This is a genomic window from Pseudomonas sp. B8(2017), assembly GCF_002113575.1.
Taxonomy (GTDB): domain Bacteria; phylum Pseudomonadota; class Gammaproteobacteria; order Pseudomonadales; family Pseudomonadaceae; genus Aquipseudomonas; species Aquipseudomonas putida_Z.
The window spans coordinates 14,889-29,334 of the sequence record NZ_NEIO01000021.1; the positions used below are offsets into that span (position 1 = coordinate 14,889).

Sequence of the window (14,446 nt, forward strand, 5' to 3'; positions counted from 1 at the left end):
ACCGCTGTGGCGCACTTGCAACTGGCCGATGGCGTTTTGAATTACCAGATCGATGGCCCGGAAAACGCCCCGGTGCTGGTCCTGTCCAACTCGCTCGGTACCGACCTGGGCATGTGGGACACGCAGATTCCACTGTGGAGCCAGCACTTGCGCGTGCTGCGCTACGATACCCGTGGCCACGGTGGGTCGCTGGTCACTGAAGGCCCTTACAGCATCGAACAGCTGGGCCGTGACGTGTTGGCCCTGCTCGATGGGCTGGATATTGCCAAGGCGCACTTCGTCGGCCTGTCTATGGGCGGCCTGATCGGCCAGTGGCTGGGCATCAATGCCGGCGAGCGCCTGCACAGCCTGACCCTGTGCAATACCGCCGCCAAGATCGCCAACGACGAGGTGTGGAACACCCGTATCGACACCGTGCTCAAGGGCGGCCAGCAGGCCATGGTCGACCTGCGCGATGCCTCCATCGCCCGCTGGTTCACCCCGGGTTTCTCCCAGGCCCAGCCAGCGCAGGCCCAGCGCATCTGCCAGATGCTGGCGCAAACCAGTCCGCAAGGTTATGCCGGCAACTGCGCGGCGGTGCGTGATGCCGATTACCGCGAGCAACTGGGCCGTATCCAGGTGCCGGCGCTGATCGTTGCCGGTACCGAGGACGTGGTGACCACTCCGGAGCACGGCCGCTTCATGCAGGCCGGTATTGCGGGTGCCGAGTACGTCGACTTCCCGGCGGCGCACCTGTCCAACGTCGAGATCGGCGAGGCGTTCAGCCGCCGCGTGCTCGACTTCCTGCTGGCTCACTGAGGGTACCGCCATGGACGAGAAACAACGTTACGACGCCGGCATGCAAGTACGCCGCGCAGTGCTTGGCGATGCCCACGTGGACCGCAGCCTGGAGAAGCTCAACGACTTCAACGGTGAGTTCCAGGAGATGATCACCCGCCACGCCTGGGGTGACATCTGGACTCGCCCGGGCCTGCCGCGCCATACCCGTAGCCTGATCACCATCGCCATGCTGATTGGCATGAACCGCAACGACGAGCTGAAGCTGCACCTGCGCGCGGCGGCCAACAACGGCGTGACCCGCGACGAGATCAAGGAAGTGCTGATGCAGAGCGCGATCTATTGCGGCATTCCGGCGGCCAATGCCACCTTCCACATGGCTGAGTCGGTGTGGGATGAGCTGGGCGTGGAGTCGCGACAGCAGTAATGCCTGTACCGGCCCTATCGCCGGCAAGCCAGCTCCCACAGGGATTGCATCAGGCTTGAGGGCAGTGCAGTCCCTGTGGGAGCTGCTTTGCCGGCGATAGGGCCATGGAATGTTTACATGGCCGCATTCTTCTGCCGCATGGCCACCGGGCCGGCGTTGCTTTCCACAGCCTGCTTCAGGGCCGGGCACAGGCCGAGCATGAATGCCGCTTCTGCCACCACGAACAACGGTCCGATGATCAATCCGCTGACATCGTCGACAAACGCCGGCTTGCGGCCTTCGTAGTAATGGCCGACGAACTGGATGATCCAGCCCACCACGAACGCCCCCAGCCCGGCACCGAGCCACAGCGCTGTCGTCTGCATCGCCAGCACCTGGCCGACCCACAGGCATAGCCCAAGCAACAACCCCATCACCAGGCCGAAGCGCAGGTCCAGGCGCAGGTAGAACCAGACCGAGGCTGCCGCCGCCGGCAGGGCAGGGGACAGCCACATGCCGGCTACCTCCCAGCCAGGGCGCGACAGCAGGATGGTGACCGCCAGCACGATCATCGGGATGCCGACGAAGTGGGTGGCGATGTTGCGTGGGTCGCGGTGGTAGCTGGCGTACTGGCTCAGGTGGTCGACGAGGGTTTTCATTGTTGTGCCTCCCTGTTCAGCTTTGTTTTGCCTGAACCGGCCTCTTCGCGGGCTTGCCCGCTCCCACAGGATCACCACAGTTTCAAGCCAGGTGGATTACCTGTGGGAGCGGGCGAGCCCGCGAAGAGGCCAGTACAGGCAACCTGTGACCGGATAGTGATCAGGATAGCCCGCAGCCACCACCATCATCAGCTCAGCGAATGGCAGCAGCCCGCACTGGCATATCCAGCCCCACCAGCGTCTCGATCATCGCTCGCGCCGCCGGCGACAGCCGGTAACCGCTGCGGCTGACCACGCCACAGCGCACGCTCAGCACTTCCAGCGCCGGTGGCAGGTTGCGCCAGTGCAGGCGCACCAGGCGGCCGCTGGCCAGGTCTTCGGCCACGGCTTCTTCGCTGGCGGTGCCGATGGCATCGCTGGCCTCCACCACGCTGCGCAGCACGGCCAGGTGCTCGGTTTGCAGGTGCGGGGTGAAATCGCTGCGCCCGCTCAGGTTGGCCAGGCGCTTGCGCACGCCGGGGGCGAGCAGGGCGCTGGCCAGCGGGTAGCTGAACAGATCGTTGGTCGACAGGCTGTCCTTGGCCAGCAATGGGTGCCCCGGGCGGCAGAAGAACAGGCCGGGGCGCGGCGAAAGGGGCTCGGTGTGGAAGTTGGGGTCGGCCTCGAACGGGCGGATATCGTCGACGAAAAACTCGATCTGCTCGCGGCGCAGAGCCTGGCCGAGGCGTTCGGCGTTGTCCACCAGCAGCGAGGTGCGGATGCCCGGGTGGCGTTCGAGAAAGTGGCGCAGGGCGTCGGGCACCAGGCGCACAGCCAGCGCCGGGCCGCTGCCGAAATGCAGCTCGCCGGCGTCGAGCTTGGTCATCTGCAGCACTTCGTTGCTCAGCTGCGCGGCACCTTGTACCAGGCGCCGGGCATGTTGCAGCACCACCAGGCCTTCGGGGGTGGGCGGCAGGGCTTTGCTGGCGCGGTCGACCAGTGGGCAGCCGAAGCTGTGTTCCAGGCTCTGGATGGCACGGCTGAAGGCGGGTTGGGTGATGCCCATGGCCTCGGCGGCACGGACGAAGCTGCGGTATTCGGTGAGGGCGATGAAGTAGCGCAGCTGACGGAGGTCCATGTCACGGCTCTGGGGCGGGGATCAGGGGCCTATTCAAGCGGTTGCTGCATATGTCGTCAAAGAAGGTTTATTGATTTGTTTATATCTTATGGTTATTTGCTGTGGCTTCTGGCCTCTTCGCAGGTAAACCCGCTCCCACAGGTTCACCACAGATTCTGAAACTGTGGTGAACCTGAAGAATTCAGAGGAGATTCAGCGGGTAACTCACGATCAACCGGTTCTCATTGAACGAGTTGGTGCTGAAGTCGCGGCGCATGGTGGAGTTGCGCCACTTCACCGACAGGTCCTTGAAGCTGCCCGACTGCACCACATAGGCCAATTCGGTTTCCCGCGCCCATTCCTTGCCATCGTCCACGCCGCCTGCGGTGACGTTGTCACCCTTGATGTAGCGGTTCATCAGGGTCAGGCCTGGCACGCCGACGGTGGCGAAGTTGAAGTCATGGCGCACCTGCCAGGAGCGCTCCTTGGCGTTGTCGAAGCTGGAGTTGTAGCTGTCGTTTGCCAGGGTGCCGCCGCTGGTGCCGTTGACCCGCATCCAGGCGTCGTCGCCGCTGACTTTCTGCAGGCCGACGTAGAAGGTGTGGCCCTGATAGCGCGCCGAGAGCATGGCCGAGACGGTGCGGTTGTCCAGTTCGCCAGCGCGTTCGGCGCCGTCTTCCTTGCCGATGAAGTAGCCCAGGTTGGCGCCCAGGGTCCAGTCACCCAGGGGTTGGCTGTGCACCAGGTTGAGGTACTGCTGGCGGTAGATGTCCTTGAGCTGGGCATCCCACAGGCCGATCATGGTGCGCTTGTCGTTGAAGGTGTACTCGCCGCCGCCAAAGTTGAAACGGTCGGAGGTGAATGCGGCCTTACCGTTCAGCGACATGTCTTCCATGCTGGCGTCGTTGCGCGGGCTGTTGCCGCGGAACTGGCCGGCGTACAGGGTCAGACCGGCGATTTCCTTCGAGGTCAACTGGCCGCCGCGGAAGGTCTGCGGCAGCGAGCGGCCATCGTCCGAGCGCAGGATCGGCAGTACCGGCATCCATTCACCCACTTTCAGCTCGGTTTCGGACAGCTTGGCTTTCAGTGCCACGCCCAGGCGGCCGAAGTCATCGGCCGGGCGGCCGTCGTCGTGCACCGGCAGCAGGTGGGTGTTGGTGGTGCCTTTGCCGCCGTCGAGCTTGACCGAGTACAGGCCCAGTACGTCCACGCCGAAACCGACGGTGCCCTGGGTGAAGCCGGAGCGGGCATCGAGGATGAAGCTCTGCGTCCACTCCTCGGCCTTGGCCTGCGGGTGGGCCGGGTCGACGAAGTTGCGGTTGATGTAGAAGTTGCGCAGGTTGAGGGTGGCCTTGGCGTCCTCCAGGAAACCACCTTGGTCGGCGGCGAACACGGGGAGTGCGCAGGACATGGCCAACAGGCCGGGCAGCAGCTGGCGTGCGGGTTGCAAAGTGCTCATCTGTCGTGGATCTCTTGTTTTTATGGGCGAGCCGGTACGCTGCAGGATGCGGCCTGCAGGTGCGGGTCTTTTGGGATGAACCGGGGCAACGTTGCGTGGGGAGGATGGTGCGGGGTAGGGCTGGGGTGAGGCAATTCGCCACAAGCGGAAGCGGGCGATAATCGAACGGAATGTTCTGGTTGGTTAATTGTTTTTCCTGTGCTGGCCTCTTCGCGGGCTTGCCCGCTCCCACAGGATCACCACAGCCTTGGAAACTGTGGTGGCCCTGTGGGAGCGGGCAAGCCCGCGAAGAGGCCAGCACAGGCAACACAAAACAAAAAGCCCACCGCGAGGGTGGGCTTGATGCTTTGACAGGTTCAATCAGCTCTTCGGTGCTTCCACCGCTGCCTGCTGATTGTTGGCCTGCCCGGTCTGCTCGTACCAGCCACCGCCAAGCGCCTTGTACAGGTTGACTTCGCTGGTCAGCTGCGACAAGCGGTCGCCGATCAGTGCCTGCTGGGCGCTGAACAGGTTGCGCTGGGCGTCGAGGAAGGTCAGGTTGCTGTCGATACCGATGCGATAGCGGCGTTCGGCCAGGCGGTAGTAGTCCTGGTTCGCCTGCACCAGGTCGCGTTGCGCCTGCAGCTGCTCTTCGAAGGTCTTGCGCGCCGCCAGGCCATCGGAGACTTCCTGGAAGGCGGTCTGGATGGTCTTTTCGTACTTGGCGACGTTGATGTCCTTCTGGATCTTCGAGTAGTCCAGGCTGGCCTTCAGGCTGCCGGCGTTGAAAATCGGCAGGTTGATCTGCGGCTGGAACAGCCAGGTGCCCTGGCCGCCCGAGAACAGGTGGCCCATGTCGGGGCTCAGGCTGCCGGCATTGGCGGTCAGGCTGATGCTCGGGAAGAACGCCGCGCGGGCCGCGCCAATGTTGGCATTGGCGGCCTTGAGCAGGTGCTCGGCTTCCTGGATGTCCGGGCGACGCTGGAGGATGTCCGACGGCAGGCCGGCCGGTACTTCGGCCAGCTGGTCGGCATTGAGCTCCAGCGGCTTGGCCAGGTCGGCGGGAATGCCGGTGCCCAGCAGCACGGTCAGGCTGTTGACGTCCTGGGCGACCAGGCGCTGGTACTGCGAGTACTTGACCCGGGCGCCTTCCACGGCGGTACGCGCCTGGCTGACGTCGAGTGCCGAGGCTACGCCGACTTCGTTGCTGCGACGGGTGAGGTTGTAGCTTTCCTCGTAGGTCTTCAGCGTTTCTTCGGTCAGCTTGAACAGCGCCTGGTCGGCCTGCCAGGTGTAGTAGGCGTTGGCCACGCTGGCCACCAGGCTGATCTGCGTGGAGCGACGCGCCTGCTCGCTGGACAGGTAGGTTTCCAGGGCCTGCTCGGTCAGGCTGCGCACGCGGCCGAACAGGTCCAGCTCATAGGCGCTGACGCCCAAGGTGGCCGAGTACTGGCTGGTGATGCCCGCTTCGCCCGTCTGCGACATGTTCGCCGGTACGCGCTGGCGGCTGCCGCTGCCGGTGGCCGAAACCGCCGGGAACAGGTCGGCACGCTGGATGCGGTACTGCGCACGGTAGGCGTCGATGTTCAACGCGGCAACGCGCAGGTCGCGGTTGTTGACCAGCGAAGTCTGGATCAGCTGCTGCAGCGCCGGGTCGTGGAAGAACTGGCGCCAGCCCTGCTCGGCGGCGGCAACTTCCGCCGATTGCGTCGGCGAGTACGCAGGGCCTTGCGGCCACTGCGCAGCCACCGGCGATTCCGGGGTCTGGTAGTCAGGGATCAGCGAGCAGCCGCCAAGAATGAAAGCGGTTACTGCCAGGGACAACAAAGACTTGGTCATTGCCCAGCCTCATAACGTGGAGTTTCAGGGGTGACGTCTTTTTCCGGCTCTTTGCTGCCGAACAGTGACGACACTGCGACGAAGAACAGTGGTACCCAGAAGATAGCCAGCACGGTCGCACTGATCATGCCGCCGATCACGCCAGTACCGATGGCGTGCTGGCTGCCGGCGCCGGCGCCGCTGGCGATAGTCAACGGTACCACGCCGAGGATGAACGCCAGCGAGGTCATGATGATCGGGCGCAGACGCATGCGGCACGCCTCGATCGCCGCGTCGTACAGGCTGCGGCCTTGCTCGTGCAGTTCCTTGGCGAATTCGACGATCAGAATGGCGTTTTTCGCCGCCAGGCCGATGGTGGTCAACAGGCCGACCAGGAAGTACACGTCGTTGGACAACCCGCGCAGGCTGGTGGCGATCAGGGCACCGATGATACCCAGCGGTACTACCAGTACCACGGCGATCGGGATCGACCAGCTTTCGTACAGGGCTGCCAGGCACAGGAACACGAACAGTACCGAGAGGGCGAACAGTGCCGGCATCTGCGAACCGGAGAGTTTTTCCTCGTAGGACATGCCGGTCCAGGAGAAGCCGATGCCGCTTGGCAGTTCGCCAGCAATGCGCTCGACCTCGGCCATGGCTTCACCGGTACTGTAGCCCGGGGCCGGAGCACCGAGAATTTCCATTGCCTCGACGCCGTTGTAACGCGACAGCTTCGGCGAACCGTAGGTCCATTCGCCCTTGGCGAAGGAGGAGAACGGCACCATTTCGCCGGCGCCATTGCGCACGTACCACTTCTGCAGGTCTTCCGGGCTCATCCGCGCGTTCGGCTCGCCCTGGATGTACACCTTCTTGACCCGGCCACGGTCGATGAAGTCGTTGACGTAGCTGGCACCCAGGGCAATCGACAGGGTGTTGTTGATGTCGGCGATGGTCACGCCCAGGGCGCTGGCACGCTCGTCATCGATGGTCAGCTGGTACTGCGGCTCGTCGTTCAGGCCGTTCGGGCGCACGGCGCTGAGGATCTTGCTCTGCGCGGCCTTGGCCAGGAACTGGTTGCGCGCTTCCATCAGCTTGGCATGGCCGACACCGCCGCGGTCCTGCAGGAACACGTCGAAGCCGGTGGCGTTACCCAGTTCGAGCACCGCAGGCGGGGCAAAGGCGAACACCATCGCATCGCGGAAGGTGAAGAAGTGCTGCTGGGCGCGCTGGGCAAGGGCGAACACGCTGTTTTCCTTGGAGCGCTCATCCCACGGCTTGAGCATGATGAACGCCATACCCGAGCTCTGGCCACGGCCGGCGAAGTTGAAGCCGTTGACGGTGAACACCGAAGCCACGGTGTCGGCCTCTTCGCTGAGCAGGTACTCACGCATCTGGTCGACCACCACCTGGGTGCGCTCGGCACTGGAGCCGGCCGGGGTCTGTACCTGGGCGAACAATACGCCCTGGTCTTCTTCCGGCAGGAACGCGGTAGGGATGCGGGCGAACAGCCAGATCATGCCGACCACGATCAGCGCGTAGGCCAGCAGGAACGGTACCTTGTTGCGCAGGATGGTGCCCACGCTGCGCTCGTAGCCGGTTACGCTGCGGTCGAAGTTGCGGTTGAACCAGCCAAAGAAGCCACGCTTGGCCACATGGTGCTCGCCCTTCTTCAGCGGCTTGAGCATGGTGGCGCACAGGGCCGGGGTGAAGATGAGCGCCACCAGCACCGACAGGCCCATGGCCGAGACGATGGTGATGGAGAACTGCCGGTAGATCACACCCGTGGAGCCGCCGAAGAACGCCATGGGCAGCAGTACCGCCGACAGCACCAGGGCGATACCCACCAGGGCACCCTGGATCTGCTCCATCGAGCGCTTGGTCGCTTCCTTGGGCGGCAAGCCTTCCTCGGACATCACCCGCTCGACGTTCTCCACCACGACGATGGCGTCGTCCACCAGCAGGCCGATGGCCAGGACCATGGCGAACATGGTCAGGGTGTTGATGCTGAAGCCGGCAGCGGCAAGGATGCCGAAGGTACCCAGCAACACAACCGGTACGGTCATGGTGGTGATGATGGTGGCGCGGAAGTTCTGCAGGAACAGGTACATCACCAGGAACACCAGGACCACGGCTTCGATCAGGGTGTGGATAACGCCACTGATCGATTCGGTGACCACCGGGGTGGTGTCATACGGGAATACCGCTTTCACCCCAGGCGGGAAGAACGGTTCCAGGTCGGCGATGGTCTGGCGCAGGGCCTTGGCGGTGTCCAGGGCGTTGGCACCGGTGGCCAGTTTTACTGCCAGGCCGGAGGCCGGCTTGCCGTTGAACTGGGCGCTGACGGCATAGTTTTCACCACCCAGGCCAACCTGGGCGACATCACCCAGACGCACCTGCGAACCGTCGCTGTTGACCTTGAGCAGGATCTTTTCGAACTGCTCGGCAGTCTGCAGGCGGGTCTTGCCGATGATGGTGGCGTTCAGCTGGGTACCCGGCATGGCCGGCAGGCCGCCGAGCTGGCCGGAGGACACCTGCACGTTCTGCGCGGCCACGGCGGTCTTGACGTCGACCGGGGTCAGCTGGAACTTGTTCAGCTTGGCCGGATCGAGCCAGATACGCATGGCGTACTGCGCACCGAACACCTGGAAGTCACCCACACCCGCGGTACGCGAGATCGGGTCCTGCATGTTGGAGACGATGTAGTTGGCCAGGTCGTCCTTGGTCATGCTGCCGTCTTCGGACACCAGGCCGATCACCAGCAGGAAGTTCTTCACTGCCTTTGTGACGCGGATACCTTGCTGCTGCACTTCCTGCGGCAGCAGCGGGGTGGCCAGGTTCAGCTTGTTCTGCACCTGCACCTGTGCGGTGTCCGGGTTGGTGCCCTGCTCGAAAGTGGCGGTAATGGTCATGCTGCCGTCGGAGTTACTTTCCGACGACACATAACGCAGGTTGTCGATACCGTTGAGCTGCTGCTCGATCACCTGTACCACGGTGTCCTGCACGGTTTGCGCCGAGGCGCCCGGGTAGGTCACGGCGATGGCGATGGCCGGCGGCGCGATGCTGGGGTACTGGTTGATCGGCAGCTTCAGGATCGACAAGGCGCCGACCAGCATGATCACCAAGGCGATCACCCAGGCGAAGATCGGGCGATCGATAAAGAACTTCGACATGGTTTACTCCGCTTTGGCGTCTGCTTTCGCCGCGTTGGCCTGAACAGGGCTGGCCGGCTTCTTGACGTTGGTGGCTTCGCTGACCTTGACCTCGACGCCCGGGCGCACGTACTGCAGCCCTTCGGTGATCAGGCGGTCGCCCGGGTTCAGGCCTTCCTCGATCAGCCAGTCGCTGCCCAGGGTACGGTTGGCCTTGAGCTGGCGCAGTTCGACCTTGTTCTCCTGGTTGACCACCAGCGCGGTCGGCGCGCCTTTCAGGTCGCGGGTCACGCCCTGTTGCGGGGCCAGGATGGCGTTGGCGTTGACCCCGGCCTTGAGCCGCGCATGCACGAACATGCCTGGCAGCAGGGTGTGGTCGGGGTTGGGGAACAGGGCGCGCAGGGTGACCGAGCCGGTGGTCTCGTCGACTGCGACTTCGGAGAACTCCAGGCGGCCTTCCTGCTTGAACAGGCTGCCGTCTTCCAGCACCAGCTGCACCGAGGCGGCGTTGTCGCCGGCCTTTTGCAGCTGGCCGCTTTCCAGGTCACGGCGCAGCTTGAGCAGCTCGGCGGTGGACTGGGTGACGTCGACGTAGATCGGGTCGAGTTGCTGGATGGTGGCCATGGCGTTGGCCTGGCCATTGCTCACCAGTGCACCTTCGGTGAACGAAGAACGGCCGATACGGCCGCTGATCGGTGCCAGGACCTTGGTGTAGCGCAGGTCGATCTGCGCGCTTTTGAGCGAAGCCTCGGCCTGCAATCGTTTGGCATTGGCGTCGTCGTATTCCTGCTTGGAGACAGCCTGTTCGTCGATCAGCTGCTTGTAGCGCTCGGCCAGCGAGCGGGTGGCCTGCAGGTTGGCCTGGGCATTGGCCAGGTTGGCTTCGTACACGGCAGGGTCGATCTGGTACAGCTGCTGGCCTTCCTTGACCTCACTGCCTTCCTTGAACAGGCGCTTGAGGATGATGCCGTTGACCTGCGGGCGCACTTCGGCGACGCGGTAGGCAGTGGTACGCCCCGGCAATTCCGAGGTCAGGGTGAAGGCTTGGGGCTGGATGGTCACGACGCCGACCTGAGGAGCCTGCGCCGCTGGCGCTGCTTCTTCTTTCTTACAGCCACTGAGCAGGGTTGCCAGGGCGACGGCGGAAACCAGAGCGGTAACGGCTGGCTTGAATTGCATGAGGATCCTCGGGTCGCTGGAGCTGGGAGACGCTCAAGAGTAATGGAAGAGTCTTGATCTGGAAAAATTGCTATCCGGTGGATAAATAGCTTGCTAAGGAATATACTTACATTCATGGTTGTTTGTAAATACCGCTGGGTTGTACTCGGGTACTGCCACAGCCCTTGATTAGCTCCTCCGCGAGGCACCCTGCAGAGGTGCCCCCGGAGTGTTCCCCGCACGCGCCGCGCGTTCGGGGCAGATGAGGTTTGTACTGCCATGGTCCGTCGAACCAAAGAAGAAGCCCAGGAAACCCGCGCCCAGATCATCGAGGCGGCTGAAAAGGCCTTCTACAAGCGCGGGGTTGCGCGAACCACCCTGGCCGACATCGCCGAACTGGCGGGTGTGACGCGGGGGGCGATCTACTGGCACTTCAACAACAAGGCCGAGTTGGTGCAGGCGCTGCTCGACAGCCTTCATGAAACCCATGACCACCTGGCGCGGGCGAGCGAAAGCGAGGACGAAGTGGACCCGCTTGGCTGCATGCGCAAGCTGTTGCTGCAAGTGTTCAACGAGCTGGTGCTCGATGCCCGAACCCGGCGTATCAATGAAATCCTGCATCACAAGTGCGAGTTCACCGATGACATGTGTGAAATTCGCCAGCAGCGCCAGGGTGCGGTGCTGGATTGCCACAAGGGCATCACCCTGGCGTTGGCCAATGCCGTGCGCCGGGGCCAGTTGCCAGGCGAGCTGGATGTCGAGCGCGCGGCGGTGGCCATGTTTGCCTATGTCGATGGCCTGATCGGGCGCTGGCTGTTGCTGCCTGACAGTGTCGATCTGTTGAAGGATGTCGAAAAATGGGTCGACACCGGGCTGGATATGCTGCGCTTGAGCCCGGCTCTGCGCAAATGACACTTTGTTAAGGATTGTGAGGGAGTGTTACCCCTTTGTGTTAAGGGGGGATTAATGCTTTCGGGTGACCTTGAACAAATCACAGATCCTGTGGGAGCGGCCTTGTGTCGCGATAGGGCTGCGCAGCAGCCCCGGCAATTTGTGCATCACTGCTGAAATCCTGGGGCCGCTTCGCGGCCCTTTCGCGACACAAGGCCGCTCCCACAGAGATCGCGTAGCTTCTAGCGTCCGCGCAGTTGCCGGTCGGGCAATGCAAACGCTGCAAACAGTCCCAGCACGGCTACCCCGGCACTCCCCATCAACAACTGCTGGAACGTCTCGAGCAACCGCCCCTGTGTCACCAGGTCCACTTCACCGGCCTTCAGGCTCCCCAGCAACGGATTACCCAGCGACTCGAACCCGCCCTGGTGCAGCAGCGCCAGCAGCAGGCTGGACATGCACGCCACCCCCATGGCCCCGCCCAGCGAGCGGAACAGGTTGGTGGTGCTGGTGGCCACGCCGATGTCCTTGCTGTCCACCGCGCTTTGCGTGCCTACCAGCGAGGTCGGGAACTGCAGCCCGCACGCTATGCCGGTCAGCAGCATGAACAGTGCACTGAGCAAGGCCGACTGCGGCGGGGTCAGCGCCATGGCGAAAATGGCCAGCGGCATCAGCAGTGCACCGGCCAGGATCTGCGGCTTGTAGCGCCCGGTCAGGCTGGTCATGCGCCCGCCGGTGAAGGCACCCATGGGTAGCCCCATCACCAGCGGCAGGAGGTGCAAGGCCGCGCTGTCGGCACCGGCGCCGGTGATGCCCTGGTAGCGCAACGGCATGAGCATGGTCAGGGAGATCGACTGGAAGCTGGCGAAGAAGATCACGCCCCAGCACAGCACCGCCACGCGGTTGCCGAACAGGCCGAGTGGCAGCAGTGGCTCCCGGCAGCGGCGTTCATGTGCGATGAACAGCACCAGGCCCAGCGCGGCGCAGGCGAACAGGGCCAGCACGGCCGGGTCGGCCCAGGCGTGGCCCTGGCCGACCAGGGTAATGCCCAGCAACAGGCTACCCAGGCCGAGAATAAGCAGCACGGCGCCAAGGTAGTCCACCTGCGCCTCGCGGCGCTGCGCCGGCATGCCGCCGAGGGCGCGGCGGATCGCCCACAGTGCAACCAGCCCCAGCGGCAGGTTGATCCAGAACACCCAGCGCCATGACAGGTATTCGGTCAGCCAGCCGCCCAGCACTGGCCCGGCGACGCTGGCCACCGCGTACATGCTGCTGAAATAGCCCTGGTAGCGGCCGCGCTCTCGCGGGGGCACGAAGTCGCCGATGATCGCCTGGCTCACCGAGACCATGCCACCGGCGCCAATGCCCTGCAGTACCCGGGCCAGCACCAGTTGCTGCATGTCCTGGGCCAGGGCGCAGGCGATCGAGGCCAGGGTGAACAGGCTGATGCCGGTGAGGATCATCCTGCGCCGCCCGTACAGGTCGCCCAGCTTGCCGTAGATCGGCACGGCCACGGTCATTGCCACCATGTAGCCGGAGATGACCCAGGCCAGCAGGCCGACATCGTTGAACTGCGCCGAGATCGCCGGCAGCGAGACGGCAACGATGGTCTGGTCCAGGGCGCCGAGGAAGATCGCCAGCATCAGGGCGGTGAGCACGTTGCGCAGGGTGGTGGGGGGCAGGGCGGCGGTCACGGGGATACCTTGTTTATCGGTTGAGACCCCTTCGCGGGCACGCCCGCTCCCACAGGTACAACTCAGGGCTTGAAGGCTGTGATGTACCTGTGGGAGCGGGCGTGCCCGCGAAGGGGCCCCGAAATTGTAACCTGAGTTAGGTAGCTTCCTATGTACTATCTGCATCCCCTATGCAAGATCGGCATTGGCGCATTCATCCAGTGCTGCATGGCTGCGTGATATCGTTGGTATGCCACAGAGGCTGAAAACCGGGGGCTTGCACCAGCTTGGTGCAACATTATGCCGCAGGGTTTCGCGCCGCTGTCTCCCACACCTTTTATTCCTCTGCCTGCATGTCGAGCATGACCGCCCAGATGGCGACGGTTGGAACAGGTCAGGTAGACCCGATTACAGGGGTCGGTAGTTACCGTTCGAATTTCAACTTATTTTGCGGAGTGATCATGCCCAAGGCTTCCCATCAAGATCTGCGTTTTGCCTTCCGCGAGCTGCTCGCTTCAGGTTCCTGTTATCACACCGCATCGGTGTTCGACCCGATGTCGGCACGCATTGCCGCAGACCTGGGCTTCGAGGTCGGCATCCTCGGTGGTTCGGTCGCTTCGTTGCAGGTACTGGCTGCACCGGACTTCGCCCTGATCACCCTCAGCGAGTTCGTCGAGCAGGCCACCCGTATTGGTCGCGTGGCGCAACTGCCGGTGCTGGCTGACGCCGACCACGGCTATGGCAACGCGCTGAATGTCATGCGCACGGTCATCGAACTGGAGCGTGCCGGCGTGGCTGCGCTGACCATCGAGGACACCCTGCTGCCTGCCCAGTTCGGGCGCAAGTCCACCGACCTGATCCCGGTTGAAGAGGGCGTCGGCAAGATCCGTGCGGCGCTGGAGGCGCGGGTCGATTCGTCGCTGTCGATCATTGCCAGGACCAACGCTGGCGTGCTCACCACCGAAGAAATCATCGTGCGTACCCAGAGCTACCAGAAGGCCGGAGCCGACGGTATCTGCATGGTTGGGGTGAAGGACTTCGAGCAACTCGAGCAGATTGCCGAGCACCTGACGGTGCCGCTGATGCTGGTGACCTACGGCAACCCGAGCCTGCGCGACGACGAGCGTCTGGCACGCCTGGGCGTGCGCATCGTGGTCGATGGTCACGCCGCCTATTTTGCCGCGATCAAGGCCACCTACGATTGCCTGCGGCTGCAGCGCGGCCAGCAGAACAAGTCGGAAAACCTCAGCGCCACCGAACTCTCGCACACCTACACCCAGCCCGAGGACTACATCCGCTGGGCCAAGGAATACATGAGCGTCGAGGAGTGACAACGCCATCCCTGTAGGAGCGGCCTTGTGTCGCGAAAGGGCTGCGTAGC

Annotated in this window: 11 protein-coding genes; 4 read left to right on the forward strand and 7 right to left on the reverse strand. The window is 63.7% G+C overall.

Annotation, left to right across the window (positions count from 1 at the left end; translation table 11 throughout):
• Positions 1–6 precede the first annotated feature (6 nt).
• Positions 7–798 (forward strand): 3-oxoadipate enol-lactonase, encoded by a 792-nt coding sequence (pcaD, locus tag CAG22_RS22720; RefSeq protein ID WP_085706236.1) that lies wholly within the window; start codon positions 7–9, stop codon positions 796–798.
• 10 nt (positions 799–808) lie between these two features.
• Positions 809–1,204 (forward strand): 4-carboxymuconolactone decarboxylase, encoded by a 396-nt coding sequence (pcaC, locus tag CAG22_RS22725; RefSeq protein WP_003259581.1) that lies wholly within the window; start codon positions 809–811, stop codon positions 1,202–1,204.
• Positions 1,205–1,317: 113 nt separating this feature from the next.
• Here pcaC and CAG22_RS22730 read toward each other — a convergent pair whose 3' ends face one another.
• The 6 genes from CAG22_RS22730 to ttgA all read right to left on the reverse strand — a co-directional run bounded on the left by CAG22_RS22730 (position 1,318) and on the right by ttgA (position 10,522).
• A complete protein-coding gene (locus tag CAG22_RS22730) occupies positions 1,318–1,842 on the reverse strand; it encodes a DUF962 domain-containing protein (RefSeq protein WP_046617257.1) in 525 nt (174 codons plus the stop codon).
• Between the two features lie 193 nt (positions 1,843–2,035).
• A complete protein-coding gene (locus tag CAG22_RS22735) occupies positions 2,036–2,959 on the reverse strand; it encodes a LysR family transcriptional regulator (protein ID WP_025340487.1) in 924 nt (307 codons plus the stop codon).
• A gap of 181 nt (positions 2,960–3,140) precedes the next feature.
• Positions 3,141–4,397: an OprD family porin gene (locus tag CAG22_RS22740; protein WP_085706237.1), complete on the reverse strand. Its 1,257-nt coding sequence runs from the start codon at positions 4,395–4,397 to the stop codon at positions 3,141–3,143.
• Positions 4,398–4,757: 360 nt separating this feature from the next.
• Positions 4,758–6,215: an AdeC/AdeK/OprM family multidrug efflux complex outer membrane factor gene (locus CAG22_RS22745; RefSeq protein WP_025340485.1), complete on the reverse strand. Its 1,458-nt coding sequence runs from the start codon at positions 6,213–6,215 to the stop codon at positions 4,758–4,760.
• Positions 6,212–9,364 carry a multidrug efflux RND transporter permease subunit TtgB gene (gene ttgB, locus CAG22_RS22750; protein ID WP_075046219.1) on the reverse strand — a complete coding sequence of 1,051 codons (3,153 nt, stop codon included), beginning with the start codon at positions 9,362–9,364 and terminating at the stop codon, positions 6,212–6,214. Before ttgB ends, CAG22_RS22745 begins: the two co-directional genes overlap by 4 nt.
• Positions 9,365–9,367: 3 nt before the next feature.
• Positions 9,368–10,522: a toluene efflux RND transporter periplasmic adaptor subunit TtgA gene (gene ttgA / locus CAG22_RS22755; protein ID WP_013974035.1), complete on the reverse strand. Its 1,155-nt coding sequence runs from the start codon at positions 10,520–10,522 to the stop codon at positions 9,368–9,370.
• Positions 10,523–10,780: 258 nt separating this feature from the next.
• On the opposite strand from ttgA, the gene ttgR reads away from it, so the two are divergent.
• Positions 10,781–11,413, forward strand: a complete 633-nt coding sequence (gene ttgR / locus CAG22_RS22760) for an efflux transport transcriptional regulator TtgR (RefSeq protein WP_025340482.1) — start codon at positions 10,781–10,783, stop codon at positions 11,411–11,413.
• A gap of 221 nt (positions 11,414–11,634) precedes the next feature.
• On the opposite strand, the gene CAG22_RS22765 is transcribed toward ttgR, so the two are convergent.
• Positions 11,635–13,086 carry an MDR family MFS transporter gene (locus tag CAG22_RS22765; RefSeq protein WP_085590364.1) on the reverse strand — a complete coding sequence of 484 codons (1,452 nt, stop codon included), beginning with the start codon at positions 13,084–13,086 and terminating at the stop codon, positions 11,635–11,637.
• 440 nt (positions 13,087–13,526) lie between these two features.
• Here CAG22_RS22765 and CAG22_RS22770 point away from each other — a divergent pair, with 440 nt between their 5' ends.
• A complete protein-coding gene (locus tag CAG22_RS22770; RefSeq protein WP_025340480.1) occupies positions 13,527–14,396 on the forward strand; it encodes an oxaloacetate decarboxylase in 870 nt (289 codons plus the stop codon).
• Positions 14,397–14,446: the final 50 nt, after the last annotated feature.

Coding starts and splice junctions, on each gene's coding strand:
- CAG22_RS22730 (WP_046617257.1), bottom strand. CDS start 1,842: ATGAAAACCCTCGTCGACCACCTGAGCCAGTACGCCAGCTACCACCGC.
- pcaC (WP_003259581.1), top strand. CDS start 809: ATGGACGAGAAACAACGTTACGACGCCGGCATGCAAGTACGCCGCGCA.
- CAG22_RS22735 (WP_025340487.1), bottom strand. CDS start 2,959: ATGGACCTCCGTCAGCTGCGCTACTTCATCGCCCTCACCGAATACCGC.
- CAG22_RS22745 (WP_025340485.1), bottom strand. CDS start 6,215: ATGACCAAGTCTTTGTTGTCCCTGGCAGTAACCGCTTTCATTCTTGGC.
- CAG22_RS22740 (WP_085706237.1), bottom strand. CDS start 4,397: ATGAGCACTTTGCAACCCGCACGCCAGCTGCTGCCCGGCCTGTTGGCC.
- ttgA (WP_013974035.1), bottom strand. CDS start 10,522: ATGCAATTCAAGCCAGCCGTTACCGCTCTGGTTTCCGCCGTCGCCCTG.
- ttgB (WP_075046219.1), bottom strand. CDS start 9,364: ATGTCGAAGTTCTTTATCGATCGCCCGATCTTCGCCTGGGTGATCGCC.
- ttgR (WP_025340482.1), top strand. CDS start 10,781: ATGGTCCGTCGAACCAAAGAAGAAGCCCAGGAAACCCGCGCCCAGATC.
- CAG22_RS22770 (WP_025340480.1), top strand. CDS start 13,527: ATGCCCAAGGCTTCCCATCAAGATCTGCGTTTTGCCTTCCGCGAGCTG.